Annotated in this window: 20 protein-coding genes and 1 tRNA gene; 4 read left to right on the forward strand and 17 right to left on the reverse strand. The window is 66.9% G+C overall.

Annotated features, from left to right (window positions below; genetic code table 11):
- Positions 1 to 83 precede the first annotated feature (83 nt).
- A complete protein-coding gene (gene pdxH / locus IM738_RS02890) occupies positions 84 to 719 on the reverse strand; it encodes a pyridoxamine 5'-phosphate oxidase (RefSeq protein ID WP_236964395.1) in 636 nt (211 codons plus the stop codon).
- A gap of 52 nt (positions 720 to 771) precedes the next feature.
- Positions 772 to 1,425 (reverse strand): gamma-glutamylcyclotransferase, encoded by a 654-nt coding sequence (locus IM738_RS02895; RefSeq protein WP_236964396.1) that lies wholly within the window; start codon positions 1,423 to 1,425, stop codon positions 772 to 774.
- Between the two features lie 101 nt (positions 1,426 to 1,526).
- Between IM738_RS02895 and IM738_RS02900 the strand changes: the two genes are divergently transcribed.
- On the forward strand, positions 1,527 to 2,126 hold the full coding sequence (locus IM738_RS02900) for an OmpA family protein (protein ID WP_236964397.1): 600 nt from the start codon (positions 1,527 to 1,529) through the stop codon (positions 2,124 to 2,126).
- Positions 2,127 to 2,189: 63 nt separating this feature from the next.
- Here the strand turns inward: IM738_RS02900 and gloA are convergent, their stop codons facing one another.
- Positions 2,190 to 2,603, reverse strand: coding sequence for a lactoylglutathione lyase (gene gloA / locus IM738_RS02905; RefSeq protein ID WP_236964398.1), 414 nt, complete (start codon positions 2,601 to 2,603; stop codon positions 2,190 to 2,192).
- A gap of 31 nt (positions 2,604 to 2,634) precedes the next feature.
- On the reverse strand, positions 2,635 to 3,198 hold the full coding sequence (locus tag IM738_RS02910; protein WP_236964399.1) for a PaaI family thioesterase: 564 nt from the start codon (positions 3,196 to 3,198) through the stop codon (positions 2,635 to 2,637).
- Positions 3,199 to 3,250: 52 nt separating this feature from the next.
- On the opposite strand from IM738_RS02910, the gene IM738_RS02915 reads away from it, so the two are divergent.
- Both IM738_RS02915 and IM738_RS02920 read left to right on the forward strand, forming a co-directional pair.
- Positions 3,251 to 3,736 carry a MarR family winged helix-turn-helix transcriptional regulator gene (locus IM738_RS02915; RefSeq protein WP_236964400.1) on the forward strand — a complete coding sequence of 162 codons (486 nt, stop codon included), beginning with the start codon at positions 3,251 to 3,253 and terminating at the stop codon, positions 3,734 to 3,736.
- A complete protein-coding gene (locus IM738_RS02920; protein ID WP_236964401.1) occupies positions 3,723 to 4,943 on the forward strand; it encodes an MFS transporter in 1,221 nt (406 codons plus the stop codon). The genes IM738_RS02915 and IM738_RS02920 overlap by 14 nt, the downstream gene beginning before the upstream one ends.
- 34 nt (positions 4,944 to 4,977) lie before the next feature.
- On the opposite strand, the gene IM738_RS02925 is transcribed toward IM738_RS02920, so the two are convergent.
- From IM738_RS02925 to IM738_RS02980, 12 genes are all read right to left on the reverse strand, one after another.
- Positions 4,978 to 5,589: a hypothetical protein gene (locus IM738_RS02925; RefSeq protein ID WP_236964402.1), complete on the reverse strand. Its 612-nt coding sequence runs from the start codon at positions 5,587 to 5,589 to the stop codon at positions 4,978 to 4,980.
- A 112-nt stretch (positions 5,590 to 5,701) separates the two neighbouring features.
- Positions 5,702 to 5,983 carry a DUF427 domain-containing protein gene (locus tag IM738_RS02930; RefSeq protein WP_236964403.1) on the reverse strand — a complete coding sequence of 94 codons (282 nt, stop codon included), beginning with the start codon at positions 5,981 to 5,983 and terminating at the stop codon, positions 5,702 to 5,704.
- A 13-nt stretch (positions 5,984 to 5,996) separates the two neighbouring features.
- On the reverse strand, positions 5,997 to 6,137 hold the full coding sequence (locus tag IM738_RS02935) for a hypothetical protein (RefSeq protein WP_236964404.1): 141 nt from the start codon (positions 6,135 to 6,137) through the stop codon (positions 5,997 to 5,999).
- Positions 6,138 to 6,202: 65 nt separating this feature from the next.
- Positions 6,203 to 6,790, reverse strand: a complete 588-nt coding sequence (locus IM738_RS02940) for a thioredoxin fold domain-containing protein (protein ID WP_236964405.1) — start codon at positions 6,788 to 6,790, stop codon at positions 6,203 to 6,205.
- Positions 6,791 to 6,849: 59 nt separating this feature from the next.
- The gene (locus IM738_RS02945; protein WP_236964406.1) at positions 6,850 to 7,275 is read right to left on the reverse strand and encodes a DUF6691 family protein; all 426 of its coding nucleotides are present in this window, start codon (positions 7,273 to 7,275) and stop codon (positions 6,850 to 6,852) included.
- Entirely contained in the window at positions 7,272 to 7,745 is a 474-nt protein-coding gene (locus IM738_RS02950) for a YeeE/YedE family protein (RefSeq protein ID WP_236964407.1), read from the reverse strand. Before IM738_RS02950 ends, IM738_RS02945 begins: the two co-directional genes overlap by 4 nt.
- Before the next feature lie 83 nt (positions 7,746 to 7,828).
- Positions 7,829 to 7,904 (reverse strand) — tRNA-Thr (locus IM738_RS02955).
- 11 nt (positions 7,905 to 7,915) lie between these two features.
- On the reverse strand, positions 7,916 to 8,935 hold the full coding sequence (locus IM738_RS02960) for a class 1 fructose-bisphosphatase (RefSeq protein ID WP_236964408.1): 1,020 nt from the start codon (positions 8,933 to 8,935) through the stop codon (positions 7,916 to 7,918).
- Positions 8,936 to 8,944: 9 nt separating this feature from the next.
- Positions 8,945 to 11,647 (reverse strand): aminopeptidase N, encoded by a 2,703-nt coding sequence (pepN, locus tag IM738_RS02965; protein WP_236964409.1) that lies wholly within the window; start codon positions 11,645 to 11,647, stop codon positions 8,945 to 8,947.
- Positions 11,644 to 12,294, reverse strand: coding sequence for an HAD family hydrolase (locus tag IM738_RS02970; protein ID WP_236964410.1), 651 nt, complete (start codon positions 12,292 to 12,294; stop codon positions 11,644 to 11,646). The genes pepN and IM738_RS02970 overlap by 4 nt, the downstream gene beginning before the upstream one ends.
- A protein-coding gene (prfB, locus tag IM738_RS02975; RefSeq protein WP_236964411.1) for a peptide chain release factor 2 occupies positions 12,295 to 13,399 on the reverse strand; the annotation gives its coding sequence in 2 pieces (ribosomal slippage) (positions 12,295 to 13,317 and positions 13,319 to 13,399; 1,104 coding nt in all).
- Positions 13,400 to 13,536: 137 nt separating this feature from the next.
- Positions 13,537 to 14,010: a hypothetical protein gene (locus tag IM738_RS02980; protein WP_236964412.1), complete on the reverse strand. Its 474-nt coding sequence runs from the start codon at positions 14,008 to 14,010 to the stop codon at positions 13,537 to 13,539.
- Between the two features lie 96 nt (positions 14,011 to 14,106).
- On the opposite strand from IM738_RS02980, the gene IM738_RS02985 reads away from it, so the two are divergent.
- Entirely contained in the window at positions 14,107 to 15,003 is an 897-nt protein-coding gene (locus tag IM738_RS02985; RefSeq protein WP_236964413.1) for an alpha/beta hydrolase, read from the forward strand.
- Positions 15,004 to 15,099: 96 nt separating this feature from the next.
- Here IM738_RS02985 and IM738_RS02990 read toward each other — a convergent pair whose 3' ends face one another.
- The gene (locus tag IM738_RS02990; protein WP_236964414.1) at positions 15,100 to 16,017 is read right to left on the reverse strand and encodes an alpha/beta fold hydrolase; all 918 of its coding nucleotides are present in this window, start codon (positions 16,015 to 16,017) and stop codon (positions 15,100 to 15,102) included.
- Between the last annotated feature and the right edge of the window lie 7 nt (positions 16,018 to 16,024).

A 16,024-nucleotide genomic window follows, 5' to 3' on the forward strand; every position in this document is an offset into this window, starting at 1 on the left:
AGGATGCGGTGGAACCGGCTTCGCCGGGCCACTCGCATCGCCCCCTGGGGGGTGACGCCGCAGGCGGCGCGGGGGGGAAATCTTCAAGGCGCCAGCCGCTCCCGCAGCCACCCACCATCGCCCTGCAGCGTGTAGCGCAGTCGGTCGTGCAGGCGGCTCTTGCGGCCCTGCCAGAACTGCCAGTTGTCGGGCTTCAGGCGGTAGCCGCCCCAGTGCGGCGGGCGCGGCGGTTGCAGCAGGAACTGGGCGCCGTATTTCGCGGCGTTGGTCACCAGCACGGTGCGGCTGTCGATCACTTCGCTTTGTGGGCTGGCCCAGGCGCCGATGCGGCTGTCCAGCGGGCGGCTGTGGAAGTACTGATCGCTCTCGGCGTCGCTCACTTTCTCCACCATGCCTTCGATGCGCACCACGCGCTCCATCTCGACCCAGTGAAACTGCAAGGCGGCGAACGGGTTGCCGGCCAGCTCGCGGCCCTTGTGGCTCTGGTAGTTGGTGTACCAGACGATGCCGCGTTCGTCGTAGCCCTTGATCAGCACGATGCGCGTGCTCGGACGCAGGTTGGAGCCGACGGTGGCCAGGGTCATGGCGTTGGGCTCGGGCACCTCGCCGCTGATGGCCTCGTTGAGCCAGCGCTCAAACTGTTTCAAGGGATCGGCGTGGGAGGCCGACTCGCTGAGTTCGGCCTTTTCGTAGCTTTTGCGCAGGTCGGCGATGTTCATCCGGGCAGTATAGAAGCGGGCCGGTGGCTGACGAGTGCGGCGGGTCAAGCTTTCAGGGCAGATCGTCCGCGAGGCGCAGCAGTTGCGCCAGCGCGTGGTCTTCGATGCCGTGCGCGCGCAAGCCATGCAGTGTCTGGCGGGCGTAGTCCAGCGTGCTGCCGTAGCGCCCGCACGAATGGGTGAATATCTCGCGGTAGCGCTCGTCGCTCAGGGGGCCTGTGTGGTTGGGGCTGCGCTCCGACAGCGTGAAGGCGAGGGCGCGCACCGGGCCCTGGTCGGTGCGGCACAGCAGCCACTTCGGGTCGTACACCGGGTTGGGCATTTCGCGGGCCCACAAGGCCGGCATCTGTGCCTCCACCTGATCGTGGGGCAGGCGCAGGGCCATGCCGGTGCAGCTGCCGCCACGCATCAAGGCGAACACCAGGCCCGGGCGCTCGGGTGTGCCCCGGTTCACCCGGCTCCACATGTGCAGGCAGCGGTGGTGACCGTGCACCCGGGCGATGCGCTGCTCGGCGGCCTGGAACTCGGGGCGCCACACCAGGGATGCGTAACCGAACACCCAGAGGTCGGCCTTCGGGCCCATGGAGCGCCACTGCGCCAGGGTGTCGGCCATCATCTGCGCGCCGTCGCGCCGGGCCGGGTCCCAGGTGTCTGGCCGGCGGGTGCGTGGGGCGTTGAGGGTGGTCGGTGCGGCGGTGTCGGCCATTTACAATCTTCGGTGGGTTTGGCACCCCGCGCCTGAAGGCCCGGTGAGTCGCCAAACGGTGTTCTGTATTCCTCTAATTATTCTTCACGGAGTGTGTGCCCATGTCTTCCCAAGATGACAACCCAGAAGGCCGCGTTGTCGCGGTGGTGTTGATTGCAGCGGTGCTGCTGGCGGTGGGCCTTGCGGTGGGTGTGGGGATCCAGAAGGTTCGTGCCCATGGCGCCAAGGCCGCGGTAACGGCCACTGCGGGGGCTGCCGGAGCGGGTGTTGCGCCCGCTGGCGCGGTGGTCGCGGCGGGGGCCGGCACCGGCGCAGCGCCGGTCGCCGCTGAAGCGGCCGCCGCCACCGCGGCGCCCGCCGCCGCAAGCGACGACGCCAGCGTGGTGGTGGAAAACGGCGTGGTGAAGTTCTACTTCGCCCCCAGCAAGTTCGAGCTGGCGCCCGGCGCGCTGGGCGCGCTGGCCGATGCCATCGCGGCCGCCAAGGGCGGCAAGCGCCTCGTGCTGTCGGGGTTCCATGACGCCACGGGCGACCCAGCCAGGAATGCCGAGATCGCCAGGAAGCGCGCGTTCGCCGTGCGCGATGCGCTGATCGGCGCGGGCGTGACCGGTTCCAGCCTGGAGCTCAAGAAGCCCGAGCAGACCACCGGTACCGGCAACAACGCCGAAGCCCGCCGCGTGGAAGTGATGATCGTGCCGTGAGCGGACGCTTGCTTCAGCAAAAAGCCCGGCAGTGCCGGGCTTTTTCTTTGGCTGGGTCGGGCCTCAGCGCAGGCCTTGACCGGCCTGGTGGTCCGACCGTTGGATGAGCTCGATCTTGTAGCCGTCCGGGTCGGTCACGAAGGCGATGACCGTGCTGCCACCGGCCACCGGACCGGCCTCGCGCGTGACGTTGCCACCGGCGGCCTTGATCTTGTCGCAGGCCGCGTACGCGTCGGGCACGCCCAGGGCGATGTGGCCGTAGGCCGTGCCGAGTTCGTAGCTTTCGGTGCCCCAGTTGTAGGTGAGTTCGATCTCGGCCTGGCCGGGGTTGCCGCCGTCAAAGCCCAGGAAGGCCAGCGAGTATTTGTATTGCGGATTTTCCGAGGTACGCAGCAGCTGCATGCCCAGCACCTGGGTGTAGAAATCGATGGAGCGCTGCAGGTTGCCCACGCGCAGCATGGTGTGGAGGAATCGCATCGGTGGCCTTTTTGTACGGGGGAGGCGCCGATTATGTGGTGGAGCCGCCCGCCGGTTTGTGGTGCAGGTCGAAGACCAGGCAGGTCGTCGTGGCATGGGCGTAGAGCGTTCCGTCGGGGCCGACCAGTTGTGCTTCGGCGGTGGCGAGCTGGCGGCCGCAGTGGATCACGCGGCCGATGGCGCGCACGCGCTGCACCTTGGGGGTGAGTGCTCGCACGATGTTCACGCTCAGCTCGGCCGTGGTGTAGGCGCGAACGGGCGGCATTTTGGTGTGCACGGCACAGCCCAGCGCCGAGTCGAGCAAGGTGGCGAACCAGCCGCCGTGCACCGTGCCCATGGGGTTGAGGTGGTGCAGGCCGGGGGTGCCCTGGAAGACGGCGCTGCCGTCGCCGACCTCGACGATCAGGAAGTCCAGCGTCTGGGCGATGGCAGCGAAGGGGATGTCACCGTTGAGCATGGCCTGCATCTGCTCCAGCCCGGTCTTGCCCGCGATCTGCTCTGGCCTCGCCACGCCGGGGCCCGGGCCGCGCTCCAGCCGTTGAAGGATCTCGCGCTCCTGCGCCAGCCAGTTGTCCAGGGTGTCATTCGCGCTCATGGGTTTCTCCATAACAGTTGCATATGCATTGATTGTAGATACAATTGATCGCATGAACCCTGTCGCCACCGCGTCAACCCGCACAGCCCCTGCGGTCAAGCCCCAGGGCTGCACCAACCTCAAGCTGCGCCAGCTGATGCGCCGCATCGCCAGCCACTACGACGCCGAGCTGGGCAAGACCGGCCTCAAGACCACGCAGTACTCGCTGCTGTCCTACGTGGTGAAGCTCGGGCCGATCCGGGCGGTGGATCTGGCGGCACAGATGAAGATGAGCAGCTCCACGCTCTCGCGCAACCTGCAGCCGCTGGTGGCCGCCGGCTGGCTGGTGATGGGTCCAGGCGCCGACGCGCGCAGCCGCCTCATCAGCGCCACGACCGAAGGCCAGGCCAAGCGCACCGAGGCGCAGCGGCGCTGGCGGGTGGCGCAGGAAAGCCTCAACCAGACCCTGGGCCTGGACCGCGTGCGGGCGCTGCACTCGCTGATCGACGAAGCCATGGACCTGCTCAACCCCGAAGGAAGCACCGATGAAACGGCATGACACCCCTGTGGTCTGGTGGCTGGTGTTGCTGGCGGCGGCGGGCGCCTTCGCCCTCACCATGGGCACGCGCCAGACCATGGGTTTCTTTCTCTCTCCGCTGAACACCGCCACCGGTCTGGGCGTGGGCAGCATCAGCCTGGCCTTCGCTTTCGGGCAGCTCTGGTGGGGGCTGACACAGCCGTTTGCGGGCGCTGTGGCCGACCGCGTGGGCGCGGGGCGCGTGCTGTTGGTCGGGGTGCTGCTGGTGGCGCTGGGCACGTTCCTCACGCCGTTCATGACGACCACCTGGGGCCTCATCTTCGCCATTGGCGTGCTGGCCGCGGGCGGCGCCGGCATGGCCGGGCCGTCGGTGCTGATGGCCGCCACCGCGCGGCTGATCCCGGCCGAGCGGCGCGGCGTGGCCACGGGCGTGGTGAACGCGGGCGGTTCGTTTGGCCAGTTCATCATGGCGCCGCTGGCCGCTGCGCTCACCGCCAGCCTGGGCTGGATGGGCGCGCTGCAGGCCCTGGGCTTCATCGTGCTGCTGGCCTTGCCCGCCGCCTGGGTGCTGCGCGGGCCCGGCCCGGCCGCTGCGCCGGGTGCTGCGGCGCCGGCCGTGGCGCTGCCGGCGCGCGAGGCCATCCGCCGCGCGCTGGGCACGCCGAGCTACCTGCTGCTGTCGGCCGGGTTCTTCGTCTGCGGTTTTCACGTCGCGTTTCTCGCCACGCACCTGCCGGGCGTGGTGGCGGCCTGCGGGCTGCCGGCGCCGGTGGGGGCCTGGGCGCTGGGCGTGATCGGCCTGTTCAACATCATCGGCAGCCTGGCCATGGGATGGGCCGTGGGCCGCTGGCGCATGAAGTCGCTGCTCTCGCTGGTGTACACCTCGCGCGCCGTGGCGGTGCTGGTGTTCCTGCTGGCGCCCAAGACCGAGGCGGTGTTGCTGGTGTTCGCCGCCGTGATGGGGCTGACGTTTCTCTCGACCGTGCCGCCCACGGTGGGGCTGGTGGCCAAGTTCTTCGGCACCGGCAACATGGCGATGCTGTTCGGTCTGGTGATGCTGTCGCACCAGGTGGGCGGCTTCCTCGGTGCCTGGCTGGGCGGCCAGGTGTTTGAAGCCACCGGCAACTACGACGTGGTCTGGTACATCGACATCGTGCTGGCGGTGGCCGCGGCGCTGGTGCACCTGCCGATCAAGGAGTCGGCGCCAGTGCGTTTGCGGCCCGCCTGAGCGGACAAGGTCCGGGGCTGTCGGGCGGTGGGCGTCAGCCCTGCACGACCTTCAGGTACGCGTCCCTCGTGGCGGGAGAGACCGCATCCAGCAGTTGCTCGTAGGTCGTCTGGTGCCGCACCAGCAGACGTGCCGAGGCCACACTCCGCGAGCGGCAATACCAGTGGCAACTGTGCTGCATCAGGTAGAGCTCGGCCAGCAGCGTGCGGGCTTTCTTGCGGGGGTCGGGTGTCGCCGTCGCGCTGTCCAGCGTCTGCGCGATGCCCCTGGCGTGCACCCGCATCACCTCCCTCAGGTCAAAGCCGGGCGCAAGGAAGGCGGGCAACCAGCGGTGGGCGTGGGGCAGGGGGTTGCGGTTGACGCGGGTGGCGGCTTCATCGGCCTGGGACAGCTCGTCGCTGAAGCGTTGAAACTGCTGGGCCAGCTGCTGCTCGGTCGCTTCGTGCATGGACCAGATCTGCCCCTGCCGATCGGGATCGCTCTCGCCCAGGGCCCGCATGTAGCCCTCGTTCAGGCGCTCCATCAGCTTCTCGATCTGGTGTCTGCCCAGGTGGCTCGCGAGCAGGGCGATGCGCTGGCGCTGTTCGCTGGACTTCAGCAGGTAGCCGCCAACGGCGAACAGGAGAAAAAGGGTCAGGGCATCCATGGGGTGGGCGGGCGTCGTCGGGCAGCCGGTGTGGTCACCTGCCAAAGATGATTGAATGGAAGCGCTGCCGGTCCCCGCCGGGTCGTGGCCGGCGGCGGCAGCCTTGAAAGGTTCAGGCCTCGACCTTGACGCCCTTCCAGAACGCCACACGTCCGCGGATGTTCTCGGCCTCGGGTTTCGGGTCCGGGTAGTACCAGGCGGCGTCGGGGTTCAGCTCGCCGTTGACCAGCAGCGAGTGGTAGTGGGCCTGCCCCTTCCAGGCGCAGGCCGTGCGGTGGTTGCTGAAGGTCACGAAAGCGCGGTTGAGCGCGCTTTCGGGAAAGTAGTGGTTGCCCTCGACCAGCACGGTGTCGTCGCTTTCGGCGATCACGGCGCCGTTCCAGGTGGCCTTCACGCCTGAACCCCCATCACTTGTTCTTCTCTTTGCCGCGCGGGATGACCGAGGTCATGGGCGGCATCGGACGGTCCGAGGTGCCGGGTCCCTTGGGGGCGGAGGTGTCTTTTTTCGGCTTCTTCGCCATCTTTTCGTTGCGCTGTTCTTTGCCCATGGTGTGCTCCTTAGCGGGCCGCGACGTGCGGCAGAGGGTTGAATGTTAATGCCGGCCGGGTGGGGTCAAGGCCGTGCCAGGCCCAGAAATTCGGCCAGGGCCGGCGTGTCCATCGAGCCGGCCCTGGCGACGATCTGGCCGCTGGTGGCGTTGCGGGCCACGATGTAGGGCACCGACTCGGCACCTAGACGGTCCAGCAACAGGGTATTGGCTTTGATCGCGGCTTCGATGTCGGCCGGGATGCTGGCCGATGCGGCGGTGCCGCCCTGGCCGGCAAGGATGGATTTCTCATGGGCGCTCATGGCCTCGACCGGGTTGGCTGCCTGCATCAGGGCCGCCCCCTGGGGCAGGCTCTTGGGGCCGAGCAGGGCCACCGGCGCCCAGACGAACTTGAGCTTGGTGTGCAGCGGCAGCGAGGCTTCCCACAAGTGGCTGCAGTGAGGACACTGCGGATCGAACAGCACGTAGACGGTCTGCGCGCTCATCAAGGCCCCGGCGGTGAAGCCTTTGGCCTCGGCGGCCAGCGTGTCGAAAGCCTGCGCGGTGTCGATGCGGCTGGCGGCGGGGGCGCTGCCGGCCTCTTCTTTCGAGCAGGCGGCGAGCCAGAGCGGGGTGGTCGCCAGAAAGGTCAAGGCAAAACGTCGTGTGGTCATGGAGCGGGATCGGTGAGGGGAATGACGGGTTGAGATCATCGCAGAGCGACTCGGTTCCCTCAGGCCTTGGCGCGCAAGCCCTGCGCCAGCGCACCCAGGGCGATGCCGCCCAGTGCCCAGAGCAGGTCCGTGTTGCCGGTGCCCAGGCCCGCGATGGCCGGTCCCGGGCACACGCCACACAGGCCCCAGCCCACCCCGAACAGCGCCGCGCCGGCGAGGGTGTCGCGGTTCCAGTGGCTCACATGCTGATGAAAATATCCGCCGAGCAGCGGCCGGCGCAACAGCCGCGGCCCGAAGCGGTAGGTCAGCAGGGTGACCACCACCGCACCGCCCATCACCAGCATCAGCCCGAAGTCCTGGAAGCGCAGAAAACCCAGCACCACCTCCGGTTGAATCATGGTGGACAGCGACAGGCCGAAACCGAACAGTGCTCCACTGGCCAGCACGGCCAGCGCCTTGAGCGGGGTCATGGTGAAGCCGCTCATGCGAACCACCTTCCGACGAGGTTGGCGGTCAGAAACGCCGTGCCCATGAAGGTCAGCACCGCCGCCAGCGAGGGCCACTGCAGCGAGCCCAGGCCACAGATGCCGTGGCCCGAGGTGCAGCCGTTGCCCAGCCGCGCGCCGTAGCCCACCAACACGCCGCCGATCAGCAGTTGCCAGGCGGGGATGTCGGTGGAGCCGGGCGTGCCATCGGAGAAGCCGAGCCACCAGACCAGCGCCCCCAGGATCAGACCCAGCGCATACACCAGCCGCCAGACCCGCGAGTCCGTGAATCGCGCCTGCTGAAAGAACGGGCGCTTGACAAGGAACGACCAGGTGGACGAAAACACCGTGCTCATGCCACCGACCAGACCGGTGCAGACAAACAGCAGCGCGACACCCGCGCCGATGAACGCACCGCCGAGCAGGTAGTGCTGCCAGCCGAAAGGGAAGAGGGAGGCCAGTGGGTCCATGGGCATCGAAGGCTGTTCGCCCGACGCGCGGGCAGGAATGAAAAAGCCCGCTGTCCAGAAGACAGCGGGCTTTTCAGATTGTGTGGTGCCGGAGAGATGAATCGAACACCCGACCTTCTCATTACGAATGAGCTGCTCTACCGACTGAGCTACACCGGCAACGCCCGCGATTATAGCGTGCCGTGGTAGCTGGTGATGCGCTCGACCTCGTTCCTGGAACCGAGGATCACGCTCACGCGCTCGTGCAGTTTGGTCGGTTGGAGATCCAGGATGCGCTCGCGACCGTTGGTGGCCGCGCCGCCCGCTTGTTCCACCAGCCAGGCCATGGGGTTGGCCTCGTACATCAGGCGCAGCTTGCCCGGCTTGTCGGGTTCGCGCTTGTCCCAGGGGTACAGAAACACGCCACCACGGGTGAGGATGCGGTGCACGTCGGCCACCATGGAGGCGACCCAGCGCATGTTGAAGTCCTTGCCGCGTGGGCCGTCCTTGCCTGCGAGGCACTCGTTCACATAGCGCTTCACCGGCTCGTCCCAGTGCCGCATGTTGCTCATGTTGATGGCGAATTCTTTGGTGTCGGCCGGAATTTGCACGTGTTCCCGGGTCAATACGAAGGAGCCTTGTTCTCGGTCCAGTGTGAACATGGCCACGCCATCGCCCACGGTGAGCACGAGTGTGGTCTGTGGGCCGTAGACGCAGTAGCCGGCAGCCACCTGCTGCGTACCGGGTTGCAGGAAGTCCTGCTCGCTCACGGGCTCAACGGCATCGGGGTCGTCGTTGCCCTTTTTGAGCACCGAGAAGATGGTGCCGATGGACACGTTCACGTCGATGTTGGAGGAACCATCCAGTGGGTCGAACATCAGCAGGTATTCGCCCTGTGGGAAGCGGTTGGGCACCACGTAGATGCTGTCCATCTCTTCGCTGGCCATGGCCGCCAGGTGCCCGCCCCATTCGTTGGCTTCGATGAGCACTTCGTTGGCGATGATGTCCAGCTGCTTCTGCACCTCGCCCTGCACGTTCTCGGTGTCGGCGACACCGAGGATGCCGCCCAGGTCGCCCTTGTTGACCGCCTGGCTGATGCTCTTGCACGAGCGAGCGACGACCTCCAGCAGCAGGCGCAGGTCGCCCGGGATGTGGCCATCGACGCGCTGTTGTTCGACGAGGTAGCGGGTGAGTGAGATTTTTTTGGTCATGGGTTGTCCTTAATCGGCCAGGGCGCGGGTCACGACCTCGCGCACATCGTTGCTCAGGTCCGACTTCGCGGCCACACGGGCGATCGCCTCTCTCGCTGCGTTGCGGTAGGGCTCGGCGAGCTTCTTCCAGCGGTCGAGCGCGCGCGCGAGGCGGGCGGCGACCTGAGGGTTGAGGGCGTCGAGCTCCAGCACGCGCTCGCTCCAGAAGACATAGCCCGCTGCGTCGCCGCGGTGGAAGGCGCCGGGGTTGGCACTGCAGTAGCTGAAGACCACGCTGCGTGCGCGATTGGGGTTCTTCAGGTTGAAATCCGGGTGGGTCATGAGATGACGCACCGCCGGCAGCACATTGCCGCCGCGGTCGGGCGCGCCGGCCTGCAGCGCGAACCACTTGTCGATCACCAGGGCCTCGCCCTTGAACATCGCATGGAAACGCACCAGGGCGTCCTGCGCCAGCGGCTGGCCGCTCACCACCAGGGCCGAGAGCGCGTTGAAGCGGTCGGTCATGTTGCCTGCGTCCTTGAAGCGCTGGTAGGCCTTGCCGGGCCAGACCGCATCACCGCTCGCGCGCGCGGCCAGGCAGAGCATGGTCAGCGCCAGGCCAGCGAGTGCGCGGCGGCCGGTGCTCACCGGGTCGGGGCGGTAGGCGCCGTTGTCCTGGTGGGCGTCGAAAGCCCAGGCCCAGTCGGCCTGCAGGGCCCCGGCGAGCTGTTCGCGCATGGTCTCGCGCACGGCGTGAATGCGCTGCGGGTCCACCACGTCGAGCTGCTCGGCGATGTAGGTTTCGCTCGGCAGGGTGAGCACCAGTTCCTTGAACGCAGCGTCCAGCGTGGGGTGACGCAACACGTCGCGCATGGCGTTCAGGTAGGCGGCATCCAGCGGCTCGTTCGTGACAGGACCGTCGGCGCGGATGGCCGCCAGCGCGAGACGCAAGGCCAGTCGCTGGCCGGCTTCCCAGCGGTTGAAGGCATCGGTGTCGTGCGCCAGCAGGCTCAGCAGTTGGGTGTCGGTGTAGTCGGCGTCCAGCACCACCGGGGCCGAGAAGCCTCGCAGGATGGAGGGCACCGGTTCGGCGTCGAGATTGACGAAGGTGAAGCTTTCGCTGGCCTGTGTCAGCACGAAGGTGCGCGTGCCGTTCTCCGCCTGGTTCCAGTGCGCCAGCTGCAGCGGCAGCTCGGTGCCGCTGGCATCCAGCAGACCGATGGCGACCGGAATCACGAACGGCTCTTTCACCGACTGCCCCGGTGTGGGCGCACAGCTCTGCGTGAACGTGAGCGTGTAGCTGCGGGCCGCGGCGTCGTACACACCACGCGCACGCACCACGGGCGTGCCGGCCTGGCTGTACCAGCGCTTGAACTGCGGCAGGAGGCGGGCGAGGTCGCTGTCGGGGTTGGCGTCGGCGATGGCCTGGGCGAAATGATCGCAAGTGACGGCCTGGCCGTCGTGGCGCTGAAAGTACAGGTCCATGCCGAGACGGAAACCCTCACGCCCCACCAGGGTCTGCATCATGCGCACGACCTCGGCGCCTTTTTCGTAGATCGTGACGGTGTAGAAATTGTTGATTTCCACATAGCTGTCGGGCCGCACGGGATGGGCCATCGGGCCGGCGTCTTCGGGGAACTGCATGGTGCGCAGCACGCGCACGTCCTCGATGCGTTTGACCGCGCGTGCCGAGGGCTCGGCGCACAGGTCCATGCTGAACTCCTGGTCGCGGAAGACGGTCAGGCCTTCCTTGAGAGAGAGCTGGAACCAGTCGCGGCAGGTGATGCGGTTGCCGGTCCAGTTGTGGAAATACTCGTGGCCCACGACCGATTCGATGTTGGCGAAATCGGTGTCGGTCGCGGTGGCGCTGTTGGCGAGAACGTACTTCGTGTTGAAGATGTTCAGGCCCTTGTTTTCCATGGCGCCCATGTTGAAGTCGCTGGTGGCGACGATCATGAAACGTTCCAGATCGAGCGGCAGACCGAAGCGGGCCTCGTCCCAGATCACGCTGTTGATCAGCGAGTTCATCGCGTGCTCGGTCTTGTCCATGTCGCCGGGGCGCACGAAGACCTGCAGCAGGTGCTGGTTGCCGCTGCGCGAGGTGATGCGCTGCTCGCGCGCCACCAGCTGGCCGGCCACGAGCGCGAACAGGTAGCAGGGCTTCTTGTGCGGATCGACCCACTTGGCGAAGTGGCGGCCATCGGGCAGAGATCCTTCTTCCACCAGGTTGCCGTTGGACAGCAGCACCGGGTACTTGGCCTTGTCGGCGCGCAGCGTCACGGTGTAGCTCGCCATCACGTCGGAGCGGTCGAGGAAGTAGGTGATGCGGCGGAAGCCCTCGGCCTCGCACTGCGTGAAGAAGGTGTCCTGGCTCACGTACAGGCCCATGAGCTGGGTGTTCTTCTCGGGCGCGCAGGTGGTGAAGATCTCCAGATCGAAGGGCTCGGTGCCTTCGGGCAGGTTTTCCAGCACCAGGGTCTGGCCGTCCATCTTGAACGAGCAGCCGCCACCGTTGAGCATCACGCGGGCCAGATTGAGGTCTTCACCGTCCAGGCGCAGCGCCTGCGCGGGCACGTCGGGGTTGCGGCGCAAGCGCATCTTGTTGAGCACGCGCGTCTTGAGCGGGTCGAGGTCGAAACTGAGATCGACGGTATCGATCCAGAAAGCCGGCGGCGCGTAGTCTTCTCGGCGGACCACCGTGGTTGGGCCATTGGCCTCACGCAGAAGGTTCATAGCTTCTCCAGGAAACGGGATGTGATCAGGGCATGAAAATCGGGAACCCGGGCGAGCACGTGCGGCCCACCGAGTTCGTCGGCTGGGTGCGAGCTGCAGATGGCGACGGCGCGCATGCCGGCGCGCCGAGCGGCCTCGATGCCCAGCGGAGCGTCTTCGAACACGATGCAGTGTTCGGGCGACACGCCGAGGCGGCGTGCCACCTCCAGAAAAATGGCGGGTTCGGGTTTGCCCGGCAGGCCCTCGTCGCCGCCCACCGTGGGCAGCGTCTGTCCCAGCGCCAGGTGCTGGTACGCGAACGCCTGGTTGTGGCGGTCGCCCGCCGTGCCCACGCCGACCGCCAGGCCACGTTGTTGCGCGGCCCCGAGGAAGGTCTTGAAGCCTGCGACCTCGCTGAAAACGGGGGCAAACAGCTCGCGGTAGACGGCTTCCTTTTCATCGACGTGGGCCTGGGCCTGTTCGTGCGAGATGTCGCCGAACAGCGCCTGCATGCACTCGACGCCGGTGCGACCGGTGGTGCGGCGCATCAGGTCGGCCACATCAATCTCCAGGCCACGTCGTCGCGTGAACTCGACCCAGCTGCGCTGGTGCGACGGCATGGAATCGATCATGGTGCCGTCCATGTCGAAGATCAGGGCCTGGACCATTTACACGCCTTGCTTCAGCGAGGCTTCGATGAAGGCGTCGAGGTCGCCGTCCAGCACCTTCTGCGTGGCCGAGATCTCGACGTTGGTGCGCAGGTCCTTGATGCGGCTGTTGTCCAGCACGTAGCTGCGGATCTGATGACCCCAACCCACATCGGTCTTGGTGTCTTCGAGCTTCTGCTGCTCTTCCTGCTGCTTGCGCAGCTCGTGGTCGTACAGGCGCGAACGCAGTCGTTTCCACGCCACGTCGCGGTTGCTGTGCTGGCTGCGACCGTCCTGGCACTGCACCACGATGCCGGTGGGGATGTGCGTCAGGCGCACGGCCGAGTCGGTCTTGTTGATGTGCTGGCCACCCGCGCCCGATGCGCGGAAGGTGTCGGTGCGCACGTCGGCCGGGTTGATGTTGATCTCGATCGAGTCGTCGATTTCGGGGTACACGAACACCGACGCAAACGAGGTGTGGCGCCCACCCGAGCTGTCGAACGGGCTCTTGCGCACCAGGCGGTGCACGCCGGTTTCGGTGCGCAACAGACCAAAGGCGTAGTCGCCCTCGATCTTGATCGTGGCGCCCTTGATGCCGGCGGTGTCGCCCGCGGTCTCGTCTTCGATCGTGGTCGTGAAGCCCTTGCGCTCGCAGTACTTCAGGTACTGGCGCAGCAGCATGCTGGCCCAGTCGCAGGCCTCGGTGCCGCCGGCGCCGGCCTGGATGTCCAGGAAGCAGTTCAGCGGATCGGCCGGGTTGTTGAACATGCGGCGGAATTCGAGCTTCTCCACCTCGACCGCGACCTTGGCGGCCTCGCCTTCGATGGTGATCAGCCCGGCGTCGTCGCCGTCTTCGCTCGACATCTCGAACAGTTCGCTGTTGTCCGAAAGCTCACCGGTGAGGCGGTCGAGCACCAGCACCACGTCTTCGAGCGATTTCTTTTCTCGCCCCAGGTCCTGGGCGCGCTTGGGGTCGTTCCAGACCGTCGGGTCTTCCAGCGCGGACTCGACTTCCTTCAGTTTCGATGCTTTGGCATCGTAGTCAAAGATACCTCCGTAACTCGACCACGCGGGTGGTCAGGTCGGCGAGTTGGCTACGGATGGTGTTGACGCGTTCTGCTTCCATGATGGGACCTTGATTCGATTTGGGGGGAGGGCACGCCCTTGGACACCGTGGTGGCCATGGGTGGGTAAACCGCGATTTTCTCACGCGAACGGTGAGAAGCGGCCGGTGCCCGCCGATCCCGCCGGGAGGACGCGTGTTCAGAAGCGCAAAGCGGTGCCCAGCATGATGCCGGCGGTGCCCAGCAGTTGCAGCTCCACACTGACCGCTGGCGTCAACCGGTACCCCAGGGCGGGGATCAATCCCGGGGAAAAACCGTGGTTGTTGGCCGGGACTTTGCCCTCGTAGCGATCCACATAGCCGAACAGCACGCCCGCGCTGACCGAACCGTACAGCTTGGGCAGGCTCGGCACGAACGCGTTCCAGGTTTTCCCCAGATAGACATAGCCCGAAGGTTGACCGAAGGAGTTGCGGAACAGGCTGAAGCCGCAGAACCGGTCGTCGGGCAGCCGCTGCGTGAAACCCAGCGCGTACACGGGCTTGTGTTCGTCAGACAGCGTCCAGTGCCGGGTGAAGGGCGAGATGAACAGCTCGTGGTGCCGGTCCTTGGCGTCTGGCGGGTTCCAGCCCGGGCACGGCGCGTAGTCCTGGGCGCCTGCGCGGGCGGCGAGCATGGAAACCAGGAGAAAAGCGAAAAAGGCTCGCATGCAGTGCCAAGGAGGGGGTGAGGGGTGCTGCAAAATTGTGCCATTGATGCTTTGACTGACCCCATGACCGTTTTCAGCGCCTCCGTGTCGCCCGCCCAGCGACGCATTCACCTGGCCCTGTGGGTCCTTGGACTGGTTCTTCTGCTCCCGGCTTGTGCCGGGGTGGACACCTGGCAGCGCGAAAAGATCTACCGTCCCACCGCGCTGCAGAACGACGCCGAGAAGCAGGTCCTTCAGGCGGCGAATCCCGACGTCAGCGTGTTGCGCGTCCCTTCCGGCTCGTCCGGGGAGTGGGTGGAGGTGCTGCAGGTGCCCGCCCTCGGCAGCCCGTCGCGGGACATCCGGGTGTTGTACCTGCACGGCACCTTTCGCCATGCGTACCAGAACCTGCCCAAGACCCTGCCCATGCGGCGCGCGGGAATGGCTGTGTGGCTGCCCGACTACCGGGGCTGGGGCGGCTCCAGCCCGCGCTTGCCCGATGAGCCGGGCATCCACGACGACGCGTGGGTGGTGTGGCAGTTCCTGCAAGCTCAAGGGCCGCGGGACCCTTCGGTGCGTTGGGTGATTTACGGACACTCCATGGGCACGGCCGTCGCCACCCGGCTGGCGGCGCGCCTGAAGGGAACGAACGGCTATTGCGCCCTGGTGCTGGAGAGCGGATTCACCAGCTTCTCCGACCTGGCGCAGGCCAGCGTGGGCTGGGTGGGGCGCGCGCTGGTGGGCATGGGCTCGCAGCGCATGGCGGCCAGCGAGGACATCACCGGGGTCCACGGGCCGGTTTGGTTCCTGCACGGATCGCAGGACACCACGGTGCCGATGGCGCAGGGGCGGCGCCTGTACGACATGGCACCACCGCCGAAGTTCTGGCGGGACTGGCCGCTGGGCCACAGCAACCTGCACACCGACACCACCGGCTCTTACGATCAGGCCTGGCGAGACATCGCTACGAGCTGCTTGTGACCCACCCCTGCGCCGCCTGCAGCGTCACCCCCTCAAGGAGGTGATGCGCGCGGCCCGGCGGAGCCGGTTCCACCGCATCCTGGGTCGGGCAGCCGCTCAAGCTGTGTCGGCGAGGAAGCCTTCGATCAGTTGGGCCAGCCGCTCCGGCTGGTCGTGGTGCAGCATGTGAGCCGCGTCTTCGATCACGGCGTTGTGCAGGTTCGGCACGGCCTTCAGGCGCTCGTGGTACTGCTCCAGCGTGAAGCGGCCCTTCCACCACTGTGAGAGGCTGTCATCGCTGGCGGTGACACTGAGCACCGGCGCCGCGATGCGCTCGTAGATGGCCAGTGTCTCGGGCAGCTGGTAGAGATGGGCGTTCACCACCTTGTGTGCCGCGTCGCCGAGGATCGCCCATCGGCCCTCTGCGTCGGGTGCGGCCCACTGGCGCGCCAGCCAGCCGGCCTTGTCGGCGCCCAGGCGGGGGTTGGTCTTCATCAGGCGACGCGCCACGCCCTCGACCGAGTCGTAGGTCTTGAGGTCCATCTCGCCGCGGCGCAGGGCCTTGAGCTCGTCCAGCCACTGCGCGTATCGCCCGGGCGCCTGCGCGGGTCGCGTTTCGGGCATGCCGAAGCCTTCGAGGTTGACCAGGCGTCGGATGCGCTCGGGCCGCACGCCCGCGTACATCATGGCCACGTTGCCACCCATGCTGTGGCCCACCAGGTTCACCGCCGCGCCGGGCGCGAAGTGGTCGAGCAGGGCGTCGAGGTCGGCCAGGTAGTCGGCGAACCAGTAGTTGTCGGGTTCAGGCCCGGACCCTTTCGTCAGCCCATACCCCCGCCAGTCGGGCGCGATGATCCATTGGTCATCGGTCAGCGCGTCCACCATGAACTGCCAGGACGCAGCCACGTCCATCCAGCCGTGCACGAGCACCAGTGGTGCCTGACCGGCTTGGGGTTCACCCCACTGTCGCACGTGGTACTCGAGGTGGCGGATGGGCACAAACGTGCTGCGCGAGGCTTTGAGTGCTTGGTACATTCGATTC

The organism is Hydrogenophaga sp. SL48, from assembly GCF_021729865.1.
Taxonomy (GTDB): Bacteria; Pseudomonadota; Gammaproteobacteria; order Burkholderiales; family Burkholderiaceae_C; genus Hydrogenophaga.

Bases quoted from the DNA above. Each gene is read 5' to 3' on its own strand.
- pdxH (WP_236964395.1), bottom strand. From the start codon at position 719: ATGAACATCGCCGACCTGCGCAAAAGCTACGAAAAGGCCGAACTCAGC.
- IM738_RS02895 (WP_236964396.1), bottom strand. From the start codon at position 1,425: ATGGCCGACACCGCCGCACCGACCACCCTCAACGCCCCACGCACCCGC.
- IM738_RS02900 (WP_236964397.1), top strand. From the start codon at position 1,527: ATGTCTTCCCAAGATGACAACCCAGAAGGCCGCGTTGTCGCGGTGGTG.
- gloA (WP_236964398.1), bottom strand. From the start codon at position 2,603: ATGCGATTCCTCCACACCATGCTGCGCGTGGGCAACCTGCAGCGCTCC.
- IM738_RS02910 (WP_236964399.1), bottom strand. From the start codon at position 3,198: ATGAGCGCGAATGACACCCTGGACAACTGGCTGGCGCAGGAGCGCGAG.
- IM738_RS02915 (WP_236964400.1), top strand. From the start codon at position 3,251: ATGAACCCTGTCGCCACCGCGTCAACCCGCACAGCCCCTGCGGTCAAG.
- IM738_RS02920 (WP_236964401.1), top strand. From the start codon at position 3,723: ATGAAACGGCATGACACCCCTGTGGTCTGGTGGCTGGTGTTGCTGGCG.
- IM738_RS02925 (WP_236964402.1), bottom strand. From the start codon at position 5,589: ATGGATGCCCTGACCCTTTTTCTCCTGTTCGCCGTTGGCGGCTACCTG.
- IM738_RS02935 (WP_236964404.1), bottom strand. From the start codon at position 6,137: ATGGGCAAAGAACAGCGCAACGAAAAGATGGCGAAGAAGCCGAAAAAA.
- IM738_RS02940 (WP_236964405.1), bottom strand. From the start codon at position 6,790: ATGACCACACGACGTTTTGCCTTGACCTTTCTGGCGACCACCCCGCTC.
- IM738_RS02945 (WP_236964406.1), bottom strand. From the start codon at position 7,275: ATGAGCGGCTTCACCATGACCCCGCTCAAGGCGCTGGCCGTGCTGGCC.
- IM738_RS02950 (WP_236964407.1), bottom strand. From the start codon at position 7,745: ATGGACCCACTGGCCTCCCTCTTCCCTTTCGGCTGGCAGCACTACCTG.
- IM738_RS02960 (WP_236964408.1), bottom strand. From the start codon at position 8,935: ATGACCAAAAAAATCTCACTCACCCGCTACCTCGTCGAACAACAGCGC.
- pepN (WP_236964409.1), bottom strand. From the start codon at position 11,647: ATGAACCTTCTGCGTGAGGCCAATGGCCCAACCACGGTGGTCCGCCGA.
- IM738_RS02970 (WP_236964410.1), bottom strand. From the start codon at position 12,294: ATGGTCCAGGCCCTGATCTTCGACATGGACGGCACCATGATCGATTCC.
- IM738_RS02980 (WP_236964412.1), bottom strand. From the start codon at position 14,010: ATGCTCGCCGCCCGCGCAGGCGCCCAGGACTACGCGCCGTGCCCGGGC.
- IM738_RS02985 (WP_236964413.1), top strand. From the start codon at position 14,107: ATGACCGTTTTCAGCGCCTCCGTGTCGCCCGCCCAGCGACGCATTCAC.
- IM738_RS02990 (WP_236964414.1), bottom strand. From the start codon at position 16,017: ATGTACCAAGCACTCAAAGCCTCGCGCAGCACGTTTGTGCCCATCCGC.